This is a genomic window from Enterobacter sp. T2 (assembly GCF_010692925.1).
Classification (GTDB): Bacteria; Pseudomonadota; Gammaproteobacteria; order Enterobacterales; family Enterobacteriaceae; genus Enterobacter; species Enterobacter kobei.
Map to the genome: position 1 here is coordinate 2911828 of NZ_CP048736.1, position 17092 is coordinate 2928919.

At 52.2% G+C, this 17092-nt stretch carries 18 protein-coding genes and 1 pseudogene; 2 read left to right on the forward strand and 17 right to left on the reverse strand.

The features are described from left to right. Window positions 1–89: 89 nt before the first annotated feature. Entirely contained in the window at window positions 90–356 is a 267-nt protein-coding gene (locus tag G0034_RS13930) for a DinI family protein (protein WP_023296458.1), read from the forward strand. A gap of 131 nt (window positions 357–487) precedes the next feature. Here the strand turns inward: G0034_RS13930 and G0034_RS23420 are convergent, their stop codons facing one another. Genes G0034_RS23420 through G0034_RS13980 form a run of 9 tightly spaced genes read right to left on the reverse strand, consistent with a single transcriptional unit; the run spans window position 488 to window position 12738 of the window. After that, window positions 488–1615, reverse strand: a complete 1128-nt coding sequence (locus G0034_RS23420) for a tail fiber domain-containing protein (protein ID WP_286079217.1) — start codon at window positions 1613–1615, stop codon at window positions 488–490. Between the two features lie 60 nt (window positions 1616–1675). After that, window positions 1676–2641, reverse strand: coding sequence for a DUF6453 family protein (locus tag G0034_RS13945; RefSeq protein WP_032636937.1), 966 nt, complete (start codon window positions 2639–2641; stop codon window positions 1676–1678). Between the two features lie 4 nt (window positions 2642–2645). Then, window positions 2646–6470, reverse strand: coding sequence for a TipJ family phage tail tip protein (locus G0034_RS23670; protein WP_179120975.1), 3825 nt, complete (start codon window positions 6468–6470; stop codon window positions 2646–2648). A gap of 53 nt (window positions 6471–6523) precedes the next feature. Next, window positions 6524–7132 carry a tail assembly protein gene (locus G0034_RS13955; RefSeq protein ID WP_179120976.1) on the reverse strand — a complete coding sequence of 203 codons (609 nt, stop codon included), beginning with the start codon at window positions 7130–7132 and terminating at the stop codon, window positions 6524–6526. A 49-nt stretch (window positions 7133–7181) separates the two neighbouring features. Then, the gene (locus G0034_RS13960) at window positions 7182–7406 is read right to left on the reverse strand and encodes a YebO family protein (RefSeq protein ID WP_015980116.1); all 225 of its coding nucleotides are present in this window, start codon (window positions 7404–7406) and stop codon (window positions 7182–7184) included. A gap of 47 nt (window positions 7407–7453) precedes the next feature. Further along, window positions 7454–8164 (reverse strand): C40 family peptidase, encoded by a 711-nt coding sequence (locus G0034_RS13965; protein WP_179120977.1) that lies wholly within the window; start codon window positions 8162–8164, stop codon window positions 7454–7456. Between the two features lies 1 nt (window position 8165). Continuing rightward, entirely contained in the window at window positions 8166–8924 is a 759-nt protein-coding gene (locus G0034_RS13970; protein ID WP_179120978.1) for a phage minor tail protein L, read from the reverse strand. Beyond that, window positions 8921–9259, reverse strand: a complete 339-nt coding sequence (locus G0034_RS13975) for a phage tail protein (RefSeq protein ID WP_000963855.1) — start codon at window positions 9257–9259, stop codon at window positions 8921–8923. The genes G0034_RS13970 and G0034_RS13975 overlap by 4 nt, the downstream gene beginning before the upstream one ends. A gap of 2 nt (window positions 9260–9261) precedes the next feature. Continuing rightward, window positions 9262–12738 (reverse strand): phage tail tape measure protein, encoded by a 3477-nt coding sequence (locus G0034_RS13980; RefSeq protein WP_179121333.1) that lies wholly within the window; start codon window positions 12736–12738, stop codon window positions 9262–9264. Between the two features lie 84 nt (window positions 12739–12822). Between G0034_RS13980 and G0034_RS13985 the strand changes: the two genes are divergently transcribed. Next, window positions 12823–13242, forward strand: coding sequence for a hypothetical protein (locus G0034_RS13985; RefSeq protein ID WP_063154039.1), 420 nt, complete (start codon window positions 12823–12825; stop codon window positions 13240–13242). Window positions 13243–13262: 20 nt separating this feature from the next. Here G0034_RS13985 and G0034_RS13990 read toward each other — a convergent pair whose 3' ends face one another. The 8 genes and pseudogenes from G0034_RS13990 to G0034_RS14025 form a co-directional block, all read right to left on the reverse strand. Further along, a complete protein-coding gene (locus G0034_RS13990; protein ID WP_063408024.1) occupies window positions 13263–13541 on the reverse strand; it encodes a phage tail assembly protein T in 279 nt (92 codons plus the stop codon). Window positions 13542–13549: 8 nt separating this feature from the next. Beyond that, window positions 13550–13933, reverse strand: coding sequence for a phage tail assembly chaperone (locus G0034_RS13995; RefSeq protein WP_001549114.1), 384 nt, complete (start codon window positions 13931–13933; stop codon window positions 13550–13552). A 32-nt stretch (window positions 13934–13965) separates the two neighbouring features. Further along, window positions 13966–14385: pseudogene (locus tag G0034_RS14000) on the reverse strand (phage tail tube protein); the annotation flags it as partial. Between the two features lie 59 nt (window positions 14386–14444). Further along, window positions 14445–14792 carry a tail completion protein gp17 gene (gene gp17, locus G0034_RS14005; RefSeq protein ID WP_157507927.1) on the reverse strand — a complete coding sequence of 116 codons (348 nt, stop codon included), beginning with the start codon at window positions 14790–14792 and terminating at the stop codon, window positions 14445–14447. Then, the gene (locus G0034_RS14010) at window positions 14789–15238 is read right to left on the reverse strand and encodes an HK97-gp10 family putative phage morphogenesis protein (RefSeq protein WP_179120979.1); all 450 of its coding nucleotides are present in this window, start codon (window positions 15236–15238) and stop codon (window positions 14789–14791) included. Before G0034_RS14010 ends, gp17 begins: the two co-directional genes overlap by 4 nt. Next, window positions 15235–15573 (reverse strand): phage head closure protein, encoded by a 339-nt coding sequence (locus G0034_RS14015; RefSeq protein WP_088569472.1) that lies wholly within the window; start codon window positions 15571–15573, stop codon window positions 15235–15237. The genes G0034_RS14010 and G0034_RS14015 overlap by 4 nt, the downstream gene beginning before the upstream one ends. After that, the gene (locus G0034_RS14020) at window positions 15573–15899 is read right to left on the reverse strand and encodes a head-tail connector protein (RefSeq protein ID WP_016063563.1); all 327 of its coding nucleotides are present in this window, start codon (window positions 15897–15899) and stop codon (window positions 15573–15575) included. Before G0034_RS14020 ends, G0034_RS14015 begins: the two co-directional genes overlap by 1 nt. A 33-nt stretch (window positions 15900–15932) precedes the next feature. Further along, window positions 15933–17090, reverse strand: a complete 1158-nt coding sequence (locus tag G0034_RS14025; protein WP_179120980.1) for a phage major capsid protein — start codon at window positions 17088–17090, stop codon at window positions 15933–15935. Window positions 17091–17092 lie beyond the last annotated feature (2 nt).

The window sequence follows — 17092 nt, forward strand, 5'->3', positions numbered from 1 at the left end:
TCATTCGCACATTGACTGTATGCATATACAGTAGTATTTTTATGAAAACAGATCAAGCACAGGCAATTTTCACTTAAGAGGGGATCGGTATGTTTGTTGAACTGGTTTATGACAAGCGAAATGTTGAAGGGCTAGAAGGGGCCAGAGAAATCATACTGGCAGAGCTGACGAAGCGGGTGCATCAGATTTTCCCTGATGCCGAAGTGAAGGTGAAGCCGATGCAGGCAAACGGCCTGAATAGCGACGCCAGCAAAAGCGATCGGGAAAAACTGAACCGCATGCTGGAGGAGATGTTTGAAGATTCTGACATGTGGCTGACCTCTGAGTCTCCTACTGTTCGCCAGGTTGGGCTTTAACTATCTATCGTGTAATATTCCCCACGTTTGCTCGGGCATGAACACTGAGCAACCAGCCGCCGCCCGTTCTTTCTTAAGATGGGCGGCGGTTTTCTTAGCGAAGCCGTTTCAATATGCTGTCTTCAGGTATATCAAGCTCCCCCCCGTTTCAGCTCATCAACCTGTTCACGAAGTTCAACTACCATTGCATTAAGTGCCTTTATGGCTGCCAGGGCATCCATCATCAGTGGGTTAAGGTCAAGCGTCATTTTCCCTACGCCCTCAGCAGAGTGAACATATTGCTTGTCGATTTGTTCGATCTGCTGAGCAATTACGCCACGGCGCTCTGTCCGCTCATCATCATCAAGATAGTAGAATCGCTTAAACTCCATCTGACAGATGTTTTCAAGAGAAACATCAACATCGAGATCGCCATTGACGTGCTTGAAATTAATATCTGATGTTCCAACAGACTGCATCTGTGTCCATGGAATGGTGGACGAAGCTGTATTCATAGCAGCACTAGCCAGGTTCCGGACAAAAAGATTGCCGGATGCTCCTGTAAATATTTGCTGTCGGCGAGTTGGGTCATACCCGCATACAATTCCAGATCCTGCTTGCGGCGCCCAGGAAGTACCAGAGCCGTCAATACCATAAAACCCTGATTCTGTACTTCCTAAAACGTTAATAGTTGGAGTTCCGAAACCAAAATATCCAACTCCCAGGACATTACCAGTATTGGGGCCAACATCTTTGGTGGCGGCACTTCCCAAACCGAGGTTTGTGCGAGCGTCAGCAGCATTCTTTGCACCTGTACCGCCCTGGCTGATACTGAGCGCGGTAGTCAGGCCGCTTAGGCTGGTTATATCGCTGTTAGCCCCTTTCTTCGCCAGTGATTTCTGGCCCGATACGGTAACGGCCACACCGTTAATCGTGATAGTGACGTCTGTAGTACCGTTCATCACATCAGCAAATCCGCTCATGTAGCGCTGGTACATCGTGAAGGTTTCAGCAATGTCCTGCGCCAGGCCATCCACACTCAGGCTGTCGCTCAGCAAAATCGAATACTTCGTTCCAGCAGGAATTGCTGGGCTTGCCGCAGGTGTCACGGTAAGAGAAGTTGCGCTTCCAATCGCGGTGATCTGGAAAACCTGCGCTGGGCTTGTCAAGGCGATAACAGTGCAGCCGTTACGAATGAGTGAGCCAGCAGCGGTGAAGTTTGTTCCCGTACCTGTAAGGCTATTTCCGTTTATGGCGATTGTGCCGGTGTTATAAATCATATTTTCTCCAGACAATAAAAAACCCCGCCTGAGCGAGGTTGATTTGAATAGACACTGAATTCAGACGTACATATCAGGCAAGACGGGAAGGCTGAGCGGAGTAATCGTGTTATTACCGAATATGGCATACTGCTCGCGTCCAAGGTATTTCCCGCCCTGAACTGAAGCGCTGCCGTTCTGTATCTTTATTCCGAACATCCGATACACGTACATGCCATTTACCATATGAATCATCAGACCAAATCTGCCCAGCGGTACATAGCCGCTGCCGATGCTCACGGCACTTGTGGAAGGTGACCAGAGTTGATTGAGGTATACGAAAGGTCGCTTTGTAGTTGAAAACGTACAGGCCCCGGCTGCATTGAAGATGTTTAGCCCCGTTCCCGGCTGCGGCGTCACACCACTGGCGAAGATAACGATGTCTATCGTGCCGGTTGTGGGAGCGTCATCATTAGTTGACGGAGGACTGAAGAATCTTACTGTGTTGCCGTCGAAGTCAATCGTATTACCGCTATTACAGCGTCCGAAAACGATATATTTCGACTTGTCATAACCTGCTATCGTCGGAACCGCCCAGCCCCCGGTTGGAACATTCACAGTACCTTTCCAGATACACTGGCCTGACTGAGTAGCATTAGTTATTGAAGTGAAGTCTGTGCTGTCGCTTATGAGCAAGCCCACACCACTACGCTGGCCCGTCGGAAATATCTGCCAGAGGCTTCCGGGAAACGTGTACGTGCTTTCTCGTTCGCTGATACTGTTGTCTTTCATCGTTGAGTTCTGCGTGACTCGCGCTCCCGATATGGTGACCGAGTTCATTTTATGAAGCAGCCCTGAATCAAGATAAGCCGTCGCGTGGGGGATAAACAACACCTGCGAACCGGATACATAACCGGAAATATCCGCGTACTTGGCTTTCTGATATCCACTGTCAAAACTTGCTCCAAATGACGGGCATCTCAGCCCCGCCGTTATCTCCATACGTTTCCCGCCGTCGTTCAGCTCTATCAATAACCCTGTCGGCATATTATCACCATGTCCCAAGTACGATCCGGCCACCACCCGGAATATTGATGGTGACGCCGTTGCCATTAATGACTGTGGTATTCCCGGACCCGTTAAATGAAAAATTACCGTTGGTTGCATAAATCGAGCCACGAACGGTCACATTATTGAACGTCGCGTAGCCAGACTTGTTGATGTGCCAGCCAACATTTCCGGTGCCGTCCCAGGTTGAAGACTGAATGTAGTTTCCTATTTTGGCATTGCTGATGGTACCGTCCTGGATGAACGTATCCCGGATGAAGGTCTGTCCGTTCTGGATCACAAATGGCAGCGTAACTGTACCGCCAGCCTGAGTCATCACAGCGAAGCGGTCTGCCAGGAAGAGCACCTGCGACTGCATACCCGCTGGCGTATTCTGAACACCAATCCCCATCCCTGCTGCATACTGATTACCATTAGAATCAACAGCGACCTTGATGCTGTACATCGCATTCAGGTTGTTATTGATGTCCGCTGATACCTGGCTGTTCTGGACAATCGCTGCAGACTGACCGTTAACCGTGACCTTTAGCGAATTGATTTGCGTAGCAGACGCCTGGGTAAAATCAGCAAGTGTCTTCGACAAGTCAGTGACATTCGCCGTGTTCCCACCGGTGCTGGAATCCAAAACGCGCAATGACTCAGCGACAGCTTTACTGGCGTCGGCCATCACATTGTCGACTCGCTCAATACTGGCTTTGTTATCTCCATACTGGACGCTCAGGAGGTTGCGCTGGTTAACCTGCGCGATCGTACTGGTGATCAGCGCGATAGCATTGTTCTGAATACCGCCGCTGGCCTTATCAGTTTGTGCACCCAGCTCTTCCAGGCGTGATGCCATTGAGGAATCGAGGTCCGTGACAACCTGGCTAAGGTCAGTGATTGATGCTGTATTCTGAGCACCTACAGCAGCTGCTGAATCAGCTTTGTCAGATGCGGCCTGAGTGGCAGCCGTCAATTGACTTACCGCAGAAGCGCGAGCTTCAGTTTCCGTAGCTAACGCCTGGCGAACATCAGTAATACCCGCTTCATTCTGTGCAGTTTTCGCCTCTAGACGAGTAACATCCGTGACGCGCGCTTCCGTCTCAGTAGCGATCACCTCCCGGAGCTGTTCGAATTTCGCAGAGTTAGCCCCCTGCTGCGCAGTCTGGCGCACAACAACATCAGCAATAGCCAGGGCGTTGCCAATGATTGCTTCTGCTGTCTGCTTATTCGAACCTACTGCTGCAGCCAGACCATCGGCGTTCTCCTTAATCGCATCAGAAAGTTCGGCCAGTTTCTCGCTACTTTCTACGGCACTCTCAATCAGATCCTTGAATACCTCAGAATCTTTAATCTCCTCCAGGATCACATCGGTGATATCGGATACATCGATGCTGGCCTGCCCGCGCACCCATTCTGTGTAACCTGATTCGTTGCCGCTGCGGTCCACCAGCTGAGCGCGGTACCAGAAAATCTGCCCAGCCTTAAGGCCCATCTGCTGATATTTGCGCTGCGGGTAAGGCACATCGGCCAGCAGCATCGCATCGTCTTCGGTACCGGTCAGGCTGTACTGAATTTCCGTCTTCAGCGTGTCGTCGGTATTCGCCGGGAATCCCCAGTTCAGCTCGATACCGAATACCACATTATCGGAAGCGATGAAGCCGACCGGTTTCGGCGGATTGCCCACTTTACCCGTCAGAGTTTTCTCTTCTGAATAGCCCCACCCGGATGAGATTTCTGCGGCATTGATTGCGCGCACGCGCACCAGGTAGCGCCCTGCATAAATCCCCGGGACATCGAATGACGTGGTGGAGCTGCGCGGCACGTTAACCCAGTTCCCGTCGTTGCGGCGCCATTGCGCTTCATAGGCGATAGCGTTCTGCGCCTGGTCCCAGCTCACGCGCATTGTTTCGACGCTGATATTTTGCTGAACCACGGAAAACGAGCTGATCACGATATTCGCAGGCGGCGACTGGTTGCCCGGCGGGATCACGCTCACCGGCCGTTGGTCAATGATGGCTCCGGTATCGATACGGGCATATTTATCCTGGTCGTGCCATGCGCCGGTAATCGAGAAAGTGCCATCATCGTTATCGGAAACGCTGACAACTCGATACTGCTGCGCGTAGAGCTCGTCAGATTCAACCACCCAAACAGCTTCGGCCTGTGGCGTCTCACTGTATGCCGTGGTGACTGTGACTGATTCCCCGTTCACGGCCTGAATGGTCCTGCTCTGCGACGCTCCGGAAGGCAGGTTGAGAATAAGGCGATCACCTGCTGCTGCATCTGCCACGCGGTCAAGTTTGATAACGCGACCGTTAACGGCGCTGATGCGGCCGCCCATAACCTTTCCGGAAAGCAGCTCGTCTGCCACAGCGATGATATAGCCAGGCTGCGGTATGTTTCCGTCCAGCCCGACATCGAACGAAACAACGCGATCCTTGTTGTTGGTGAGAATACCCCAGCGCCCCTTTCGGTTCGCTTCTGACTGTCTGGTACAGCCGATGGCTGTCATTTCCAGCTGATTGAAGCCGTACCGCGCCACCAGCGCCTGCTCGAATACGGGTTCCATCGCGTCAGCGTAGGCGTTACCGGGATCGGACCATGAAACCAGCGCTGTAGTGTAGCGGGTTTTCGTGGTGCTGCTTGAATAGGTGAAGCGACCGCCAACAACGTTAGCGCGCGTGTAGCTGTAATCCACATCACGGGGCATATCGGCCAGAGCAACGATCTGATCGCCACCCCAGTACGTCATGCCACGGAATATGGCCGCAAAATCACGCAGGACTGTATAAGCGTCGTTTCGGTCCTGGATGTACACGTTGCAGGTGTAACGTGGCTCGGTACCGTTGCCTCCTTTGCCGTCTGGTACCATCTGATCACAATACTGAGCAACCTGATAAAGAGTCCATTTATCAATATTCGCAGCGGTCAAACGGTGCCCAAGGCCGAACCGGTCAGAAACAACCAGGTCGTAAAAAATCCACGCAGGGTTATCCGTCCATGCCCACTTAAACGCACCGGTCCATGTACCGCTATAAGTGCGGGTTTCAGGGTCGTAGGTATCTGGAACGCGGATAACGCGGCCGCGCGGTTCGCATGAAATTTGAGGAATTGAGCCGTTGAACTGGCTTGAGTCGAATTCGATGTAGAGCAGCGCGGTGTTCGGGTAGCGCAGTTTGGCGTCAATCACCTCGGTGAAGCTCTGCAGCGTCATCGTGTCGCCGATCTTCGCGCTGTTGGCGTCAGAGGTAATCTTACGCAGACGTATTGTCCAGGTGCTGCCAGCCTGCGGTAAATCGATACGGTGGCTGCGCTCATAACCTGAGGTCGTTTTCCCGGTCACACTGGTATTGAGGACTGTCTGCCATGTCCCGCCGTCCGTCTGCAAGTCAATCGCATAATTAACCGAGTAACCAACCAGATCGCCATCGTCCTCCTGCTTGAAAAGCGAAGGCCATTTCAGGCGTAAACGAACCGCCGAAAGCTGTGTATTGGTGAAGGTTCGTGTCCACGCTGTAGCGCTCGTTACCTCGGTTCCCACGCTGATTTCGTTTTCGGTACCGGGAATGCCCTGAATGTACTTCTGGGCCTGTGTACCCGCGCGAAATTCCCACGTAACGCCGCTGAAGTTTTGGGAGCCGTCGGCGTTCTCCAGCGCCGTTCCGTCCAGGTAGATATCCTTCCCGGTGAGCTGTCCAGCAAACTCCCCTTCCCCAAGCGCAACGAGGATCTTTGCCTTCGCTACAGATTGCAGATCATCAGGCTGTTCGGTAGGAGTTCGGGAACTGGAGCTCCCCCCTTTTCGTCCGGTAATTTTATTCGCCATATCGCGCCCATAAAAAAAGCCACCCGAAGGTGGCTTGTAAAAAGGTATGTTATCTACTGCTGATCTTCGACATAAATCCCGGCGGAAATAATCGCTCCGCCGATTCGCCGGCGGCCGTAAAGGAGCGGAACCGGGTAACCCTGTTCGGCGGTATTTGTCACCCCGCCAAACGCATACGATGCACGGTTATCTGCGCTTTGTTTGCTAGCTATGCCTGATGGCTGTGGTGAAAGAAGCTGAATAACCCCACCGAGGACCAACGAGGCGCCAGTTGCTGCAGCAAACCCCGTCAATCCACCAGCAGCGAAAGCAGCGCCAATACCGCCGGGGCCAGTCAACACAGCTGCAGTAATAAGCACGGCCCCCAGGATCGTCTGCAAAAGACCAGCCTTTTTACTCCCTATTACTACAGGGACAATCCGGATCACTTCGCCGGTGACGGGAAAGCCGAAATCATCAACGCCAATATTCTTTTTATCTCTATAAACGGCATACGTCAGCCCTCGGGCTTTGCTTGTGTTTAAGAATTTCTCGAATCCATTGATGGTTTTCGCGAGTGCATTAATGGCTTCAGCAGTAGTGCGAACCAGGCGGTGATGAACCCTTCCATATGTCTTAGCTAGCACGCCACTTAGCTCAATTCTTGTCATTACCTCTTGCATGCTGCCCCCATAAAAAAACCACCCGTAGGTGGTTTGTTAATTTACGCTCTCAAAGCCCAGCTTTTTTCCTTGCTTCTTCAAGGTAGTTTTCTTTCGACTGGTCTTTGTTATTTGCCTCGAAGTTTGGATCTACTATTTTTGATAATTTCTGGTCGATAGACTCAAGTAATTCAACCTGCCTGTTCGCTCTGACGCTGGCGCGGTTGATGAAAAACCAGAGAATTAACCCAATAAAAATACCGACGAAGATCCAACCAAACCCAACTGTATACATATCGTTCTCCTTGCTGTGTACTGCACGACAGTATCAGTGACAGTTTGTTAAATAAAATTCTGATGTCTAAGAATCTTCATCGTCCTTTCCTGCCAGTAGCCCCCATACGGCACGCGCTGGCTCAGGTGTCCGTAAAGATGGTGCAGCAGCATATTGCCCTCCAGCAGAATTCCCGCGTGGTTCCACTTATCAGCCTGGACCTGCATGATCACCATATCGCCGGGTTTCGGTGGCCCGTCAAATTCCCGGAATCCGCACTCATACCAGCAATCCTGATAGAAGTTGTCCGGATATTCGTTTTCCCACCATGGATAATCCACACGGTAATCGTGGAGCTCGATACCATGCGTTTGCCGGAAATAGCTCATTACCAGCCCCCAGCAGTCGAAGTGTCCAAGCACAAACGGACGCTCCAGCAGCGGCAGTTCTCCGCGCGGCTGGATGGTGCGTAAATCCCCCTCCGGCCAGCTCACAATATGCCAGGGTAAAAGCGTTGCGTCGCATTGCGCTTTATCCAGTTCGCTCGGTTGCGTTGTGGCATTAGGGTGACTGTGAACGATGGCGATCACCGTTCCCCAGTCCTCAGCAGCTGCGTAGTCTTCGGGGCAAAGGACAAAATTGTCCTCCGGCGCCGCGGCAAGATTCCGGCACGGGAAATAACGTTCAACGCGGCTTTTCTGCGCCACCACGCCGCAACACTCAAGAGGATATTCAGCGGCAGCATGCGCCATGATCGCATCGATGGTTTTCTGACGCATATCAACTCCTGATCAAAGACGTGCCCGGGAAGCCACCAAACGAGAGTTCGTTATTTTCGCCGAATCGGAGTTTGCAGGCCGTCAGCGTGCCGTTGCATTCATCCAGCGACGGATCGCTTACCGGGTTGTTGTTTTTGTCGAAATAGCGGGTGCCGGCATAGTCGCAGCCGTCGCCGGTACGATATTTATTCCGGATGCACCAGGTACACAGCGAATGAAGCTGTCGCGTCGGAATCATTTGCCCCTGCAGATCCATCGGGCTGGACAGAACAAATTCAACGGTTTCACCGGCAAGCTCGCCCGTTTTACCGTCGATATACCAGACCTGCAGCTTTTCCTGAGTCGGGTCTGCTGTGGAGTTGCCGTCTGCGAAATTTCTGGCATCGAGATATTTCTCTTTTGTGTCGTGAATAGTGACTTTCGCCTGCAGCAGATCGTCATACGCAAGACACAGGGCTGAAATGGAGCTTTCGATGTTCGCAACCGTCAGGGATGGCGTTGCATTGCTCCCACTGGTTGATTTCTCCAGACCTTCCAGTTGATATGGCCAGGCGGCATATTCATTTCCCTGCCACCAGATTGGTTTCGCCGGAAGCCTGGACTCATCCCCACCAGCGGCGATGATTTCCGCTTCTGTGTGGGGAATGTTGTAATTGTGAAAGCGGAGAACGTCCGTTAGCCCAAAGGAAGAACCGTCCACCTCAATCAGACGAACATCGTTTCCGGATTCCAGCTTCTGATAATCTGCGTTTAAGCTCATGGTTTAAATGCCTGGATGAATGTTGCTTCAAGGTTGAATTTCCCCGCACCCAGCCCGGTGGGTTTATACGTTTCGCAACGATACAAACCCAAGGGCTCTAGCGGCGGCTTCCACTGAAAGGCTTTCGTTCCTTCATGCCTGTCGAGAAAAGACTTAATGGCAGAAATGTAGGTTTCGTTGCCAGTGAAGTTAAGCGTCCACTGCTGAGTTCTGGTGTTCAATCCATCTCCTGAAACCTGCTCATATCCATCGCCAAACTGGGCTTTCCTGACGCGGAAACTTGTATCAGCCTCCGCGTTAATCCGTGGGCACCAGGTGAAAGTTTCAATGGCCATAATTATCGCGTTCCTTTCATTGCGTTCCAGATGTCGCCGCCGGGACGAATGTCACGCATCACATTTTGCTTATAACGTCGATCAACAAATTCCCCGACCTCGGCACCAAATTGCTCAAGGCCTGGCGAGGCCTGTGTTTGAGTGTTGCCGTTGCCATCGATGGTGATATAAACCTGTGGCGCCGAAGATACAGACTGACCTCCGCCACCTCCGACCGCACGAACGCCCAGCGAACCATCAGCGGCGCGCGTAAGCGGCATAATGGCTTCCGGACCAGCCTCGGCAAAAACCCCTGCGCCTTTAGCAAAAGCAAACAGCTGAGGCGTCTGAAAAACGCCATTGCTGTAAGCGCTCAGGGACGGAGAGTCGTACACATTACCCTTCGCATTAAATGTGAAGTTCGCGCCAGCATTCTGAATAGCGGTACCGCTGCTGGCGGTTGCGGCTGACGAGGCACCAAAACTGAACAGTGATCCAATTGAGCTGACGCCATTAGCAACAGCCATGTTCACCAGAACGTTCTGGATAATCTTCAGTACGCTCACGCCCCAGTCCTTCCAGCTGTCAACGTTGCCATTGAGCATGTCGGTGATCGTGGTGACCGCGCCACCCATGGCCTGCTTCATGCCGTCAGCGGCCATGGAAGAATAATCAGTAGCTTCGTCCACCCAGTTCGCATAACCCTCAGACAGTCCCGTCATCCAGTCGTCACGCTGCGCATCAGAAGCTGCGTAATATCCCTCCTGGTCGCGCAGGCGCTCTTCGAGGTAGCGCTTATTAAGTGCCAGCCCCTGCTGATAGAACGTCTCGTCGATTTCACCAGCCTGACGCTGGCGGAGAAGATCGGTATTCTTCTGCTCAAACTCCTTACGCAGATTGAACTGCTCCTGAAGTCTTTCACGGAACCTGGTTCCCTGCCCGTATCCCAGCAGTTGCGCTTCATTGGCTGCTCGGGCGCTGGCGTTACTGTCGGCAAGGTTGGCTTCGTAATTTCGCAGTTGCTCACGCAATTTAACCTGGTCAATCAGTGCAGCATTCTGCAATACCGTCTTTTTCTGGGCTTCCGTCAGAGAAGCAAGTTCCCCCTGGCTGACCTGGTATTTAACCTTCGCCAGCTCAGTATTCTGGCCTTGCAGGGCAATCTGCTCTTTTTGCTGCTTGATAAGGCGCTTATACACATCCTCGGTTTTCTCGCCTTCGGTTTTACCGCCCTTCGCCTTAGGTTTGTTGGCCTCATTATTCCGCCATTCAGCAAGACCGTTATTAATCAACTCCTGACGGCCTGTCTGGAATTGCGGATCACTGGTTAACCCCAGGTCATCGGCTGCATAACTCAGTCGCAGGCGCTCTTTTGCTTCACCCTTCAGGCGTGACAACTCCAGATCCCGGCGGCTCTTTTCGAGGGCATCAGTTTGCTTTTTGTCGAGGTCGGCCTGAGGAAGTCTGAGCGGGACGTTAGCCAGCCCTTGCCGGGCCATTAATAGCTGATTTCCCAGCCCCAGCAGACGGTTAAATTCAGTATGCTGACCATTCATCATGATCATCGACTGATATACCGCATTCTGTCGCCAGGCTTGTTCGCGTATTAAATCATTGCGACGTCGCTCAATTTCTTCGAGAGCCTGCTGTATGCCGCGAGATTTATCTCGCATGTCATTTAATTTTCCCTCTTCAACAGCAAGTTGATCCGTAACGATAGCTATCGCTCTCAGTATATTTGCATCGTTCTCGCTGGTAATGCCCGGTTTTCCACGCGATGCATTCAAATCGTCGATCTGGTTCTTCAGCTCACCAACCTTTTTGGCTTGCTCATCAACCAAACGATTTTGCTCTACCAGAGCACCAACAGTTCTCCCCCTATTGTCGTCTGTTTCAGACAAAGACATGCGGGAAGTTTTTTCTCGTATTTCGTCGATTTGACTGGCGTATTCCTGGGCAGAGCGACGTGCCTGCTCCTGGTTTTGATACATCGCATACCAGGCTCCAGCACCCAACATAACTAAACCAGGAACTCCACCGATGAGACCAAGTGCACCACTCATGAGCCGAGTGCCGACGGATGTCACGCTATTGAGATTGCTTTGAGCCGAAACACGGTTTGCAAGGTTCCGGTTTAAGGAAGCCTGGGTCGCGGACAGACGCCTTTCTGCAGCAGCTTGAGCGTCAGAATTTTTTGCAGCCACCAGCCCTGCCTGTGCACGCTCAAGTGCAGTTCTGGCCCTGACTTTTTCCGTAGCAGTGCCACTTGCAAGAGCGGTAGTCAGTCTGGCTTGAGCTGCTGTAACTTTTGCCTCTGCTGCCGCAATTTTCTCTTGCTGGGCGGCCTGAACATCTGCGCTTCGTGATCGCTGAACAGCTTGCTGAGCTCGATAAACTTCAGCCCTTGAAGCTGCAACAGCAGACTGAGCCGCTTTGTCCTGTGCGACAGCAAGAGCAACCTCTGATTTCGCGGCTGAAATTAGCGCACCTGTTGCACTGGTGGCGCTGGTTACAACTCCGCTTAGGTAGCGTGCCAGCCCCACGCCAACAAGCGCCCCTGCCACAGTTGTTATTGTGGACATATTGTCAGCAACGTCATTCAAGGCACCGCTAACAGCTGAAGAAGTGAACGCATCCAGAGTTTGGGCTAAACTATCCAACCCGCCAGACAAACCTGCCGTTGCGCCGGTAGCCTGATCAATACCGCCAACCCATTGCATGAATGAGTTAGTAACCTTCTGCAAGGAACCAGAAACCGTTTGTGGTAAGCTTTTGAACTCATCTTGCAAATTATCTAACTGGCCTACCAGTGCTGGAACAACCTTATCAATCGTAAGTTGCCCCTGATCGGCCATGCTCTTGAGGTCTTTGCGGGCCACGCCCATTCCTGTGGCAAGTGCGCGGATAACGCGATCACCAGATTCGTTAACAGCGTTAAACTCCTCGCCACGAAGAACGCCCTGTGCCAGCGCCTGGCTGAATTGAGTGATAACAGAACTCGCTTCCTGGGTGTTAGCCCCCGAAAGTTTGAGGCCAGTAGAAACAGCTTCGGTAATTTTCAGGACTTCATCGGAGCTATACCCGTATTCACGCATTGAAGCAGCAGCGCGGGAAAAAAGGTTTGCATTATCTGCGAACGCCGTGCCAGTTCTTTGGCTTATCTCCATCAACTGACGCTGAGAAGCAGCAAAATCGTCAGCTGAGGATGATGCCTGCTTGAGTCGCGCGTTTACGGAGTTCCACTCGTCAGCGATCTGAACAATTTTCCCGGTAGCAAACGCTGTGCTAGCAGCCGCGGCGGCTTTCCCTGCTGATGCAAATCCAGTAGTAAGATCAGAAAGTGCACTCTCGCTTTCGCGGGCGGCGGCTGCTGCTTGCCTCCCTCCATTTTGCATAGTTCGGTAATAATCTGCACCCATTCGTGAGGCGCGAGCAATCTCACTCTGGAAAGACTGAGAGTTCGCGGAGATTTTAATTATTAGTTCGCGTAGAGCCGCCATCTCTTGTACCTTAATAATGAAAATAGAATAGCCACTCGGACTAACACCTGAGAGGCTTGATTTTTTTTGCACATGGAGACATATATGTTGAGCTTGAACTTTGAAGTTCCCGGCAACCCGGATGACTACTACGAAGTTAGGGAAAAGGAAGATGGAACGCTTTCCTATAAGCCTAACCGCCTAAAAATAAGGGGGTTAGCAAAAACTCAGTGTGACTATTTTGATTATATATCCTCTTTAGGTGAGAATATTCATATAGCCACACTTGAGAGCAATGATGTCATCAACGATTTTTTTGAAAATGAGCCGGAAGAGGCTCAAGTTTCTATTTACAATACTCTTTCCGAAGAATTTAACGCAATTACTGATACCATTTTAGATAAAACTTCAGAATTGAATGCGCAGGCACAACAGACAGAAAATGTAGCAGAGAACATTGGTAAAGTTATAGGGGCTATAGTTCTTATAGGCTTTATAGTTTTTATATTATCGCAAATAAACTAAGTTACGGGCGGTTTACCGCCCTAATTTGATGCAGCCATTAAAGCAGCCTCAAGTCCCGCAAACGGATCCTTCGGTGCTGATTGCTCGTCACCACCCCAGCGCAGGATCGCATCGTCCAGCGGTACTTTTGCCCCCTGAGAGCCGTAGATGGCAGAGACGAGCTGGGCTGCCTGAATGTCGCCACGGATATCGCCAACCGGACTTTGCCTGTCGTACTCAATCCACATCAGAAGCTCGCTTGCCGTCATATTCTGCCGAAGCTCTGAGAGCGTGCGCCCCATCCGGAGCGCAAGCGACATCAGAAACTTTACGCCGGGGGTTGAGACTTTTCCCGCGCTTCGTCCGCATTGTTGATCAGGTCAAGCGCCTGTTTGAGCAGGCGTGAATGGACGGGGCCGTAGATTTCACGCACCTGCTCTTCTTCGTCTACGCTGAATACCGGCTGCTTATCGGTGTCACACAGTACGTCAATGAAGAGAACCACGTCAGCGCAAAGATTACGGTGTGCCTTTTCCGATACCGACACATTTTCATCATCAGCACCCGCTTTCACCACTTCCTGCCAGCGCAGCCAGGCTTCACCTGACGGCTCACGGAGAACCACTTTGACGCCTTCCCACTCAGGAACGGCGACCGTCTTATGACGAAAACCCGACATCTTAGCCAGGGCGAGATTTTTAATATTCTTCATGCGACCTCTCAGGAGCCAGACTCGATGTTTTCAGGCTTACCTTTCAGGCGCAGGGAGAACGTTGCCGCCACTACGCCGTTGGTACCGGAAGACCAGGTGTGCTGGCGGATTTCAGCCAGGAACTTAAAGCCTTTGCCGGACGGGAAAATGACCTGGAAAGCGTAGGTCGTATCGTTGTCATACGCATCACGCAAGGCGTCCTGCGCCGGATTCTTGTAGAAGTTGCCGGACAGAGAGATTTCTGACGGAGAAGGCAGGCCGTTGATGTTCTCCTGCTCGGTAGAGCAAAGTGTTGTTACGTCGATATCCTGCTTCTGACCACCGGTGAACTGAATTTCTTTGATGGTGCAACTCAGATCGAGGAAGGTTGCGGAATCCATCGTTTCTTTGGTGGCTGGCAGGGAGGAAATAAGGATCTTCGTCAGCTGCGATTTTTCATAAAGTGCAGACATAGCTGTCTCCTGGAAAAAGAAAACCCGCCATTAAGCGGGTTCGTTGGGTGAATTAATTGTCAGGGGGTAACTTTAAAATCCAGGGTGGCACGGTAGAGCCGATAATCTGGCTCGTAACCGGGGATTTTTACCACCTCTGTAGGGTTTAAGGGCTTAAGCGAAGCGAGCGCCAAATCTCTCAGGGTGCGTGATTCAGTGATCGTAGTGGAATACACATCTACCTGAATGGAAACCCTGCTCTCTGCCTGGCCGCACAGCACGTCAGCGGAAACATCATCGACGATGGAAAAAATAATCCAGGGTGGCGAGACAGACGGTTTTCCGTCACTACCTAATGGCGCAACGTAGGGATATACCCGCCCTTCTGCCAGGGAAGAAAGCAAAGCGTAGATATCATCTTCATTCACTTGCTCAACACCTCATCAATAGCCTGATTCATCCTGGCAATGGCGACGCTGGCGGCCTCTTCCTCGCGCGTATCGTAAGCGGGTCGCACAAAAGGATGCGCAGGCATGTTCGCAGTGCCAAGCTCCACAAAGCGCCAGTAAAAGGCGTTTCTCGGGTTATTCGCCTTCATCGTGTTATCGCTGTTGCCGGTGCGCGGGTTAACGCCACGAATATGGACGCCGGAAGAAATTTCCCCGCGGCGGCGGCTTTTTTGGGTCACCACCACCACGTTTTTTTTCAGTTTCCCGGTAAGCACCGGCGCGCGAGCGATCACTTCTTCCTTAAGCACTTCGGCGCCGGCGCGCGTGGCATCACGCAGAGCCTTGTTGTTTTCAGCGCGGCTAAGCGCCTCCAAATCCTTTGCGATGTCATTTAACCCGGAAAAATCGAGGCTCGTCTCAATCATTTTTCAGCTCCCGTTTTGCAAAGAATTTCCAGGCGAGTGCCGGTCGCATTTGCCACAGGAGGACCGATGATATTTAGCACCTGACCTTTATACGGGCCGCTGAGCACTTCCAGACGAGAAGAGGCATTCAGCTCTGACCTGAAGCGCATCCAGACGCGAATGGTTGCCTGCGCCGTTTCCGCACCGCCAGACATCTGCTCTCTGCCGCTGATCCCCTTCACCTCAGCCGGGACCGGGTTGCCACCACTCCACGATTCAACCGGCTGACCAGATGGATCGCGCGAAGTCGTGAAGGTGAGAATTTTTACCCTGTGCCTGAATCGTCCAGGTTCCATCAGGAGCCCTCCTCAGGTTCAGATTTACCGCGCCAGTTGCGATGGATGAACATCATGCGTTCTGCTGCAGCGTTCTCATATAGCTGTACTTCGCTTTGCGCGGTGCGGTGTTCAAACATGTCAGCAAAGACAAGGAGAACGGCGCCCTTAACGGCTGCAGGAATATCAGCTGCAACTTTCCATGCTGGTTCATCGCACCAGCGTATGCAGTAGTCAAAAGCTGCCTGAGCGTACAGGGTAATCAGCTCGTCCCTGTCGTCTTCCTCAAATTCAATCTGCTGCTTAAACAGGCGGAGGCCAATTACATCCAGAACATCTATCGCCATACGTTAAAAGGGCGGGTCTCCCCGCCCCCTCCATCATGAGCCAGAAGAGAAACTGCCCTTGATGATTGCCGTCGGGCGATAGTGCGCCAGCGCCAGGCGCTCTTCACAGAGGATGGTCAGCATGTTTTTCACGAAGTTATCGCGGTCTTCACGGCTGACTTCCACGGTGGCATCCATGCGATCCCACACCTGTGAGGCCATATCAAATCCGCCCACCGTAAAGGTGCCTGCGGCCTGCGCCTTAGTCGGAACCACTGGCAGGCCCCACATGATGTTGCTGGTAAACGCCTGAGGACCACCGAAGATATAGCGGCCTTCGTTGTCTTTCAGCAGCGCGATGTTGTGCCAGTCGCGCGGGTTCAGGACGATACCGGAAGCGCTAAACTCAGACTCTGTCACCTGGTAAATAGCGTGAGCGATAATGTCGGCGCGGGTGTCGCCGGTGGCATTCAGCGAGGTGTCGTAGGCGGTTGCCACTTTGTTCAGACCTTCCAGGTTATCCCCGGTGCCGTCGCCGTTCAGCAGCTGACCTTCTTCCTTCAGTGCCAGACCGTACATGAGGCGGTTGTTAACGTAGGACTGCAGCATTGGCGCATCGTCCATCACCTGACGTGATGCCTGCACCCAGTGCGCGATGGTCTTTACGTTCGCGGTCTGTTTGCTGAAGGTGATATCCGACTCTGGCTTAAGCGCCTTCTCTGCCACTACGTCGGCGTTATTGGTAAACACCTCTTCACGCACGTATTCGAGAGCGTTGCTGGAAATTCGGCCCTGAGCCAGCAGGTCACGGATAGTCAGACGGCGCAGACCAGGCATGATGATGCCAGGCATCTGCATCGGCTGGATCAGTGAGCCAGCAGAATCAGCGTCACTGCCGAGAGACTTGTTAAACGTCTTCGCGTCGAAGGTGCCCTGTTTGCCGTCCCATGACTTGATGAGCTCTTCAGCAGCACGTTCAGAGAAGGATTTCTTCTCACCCGGATTTTCAGCACCGGAAGCCAGTTTCTGTTCCAGATCGAAAAGACGCGTACCGGATTTGGTCAGTTCATCCTGCACTTTGGCCAGGTCGGACTGCAGCTGTTTGGAAACCTGGCCCGTGCTTTCGATTTCAGCTTTTTGCGCATCGAACAGCTGGGTCATTTTCTGCTGGGATTCTTCGATTGCTTTTTGAATGAGAGCGAGTTCAGACATAA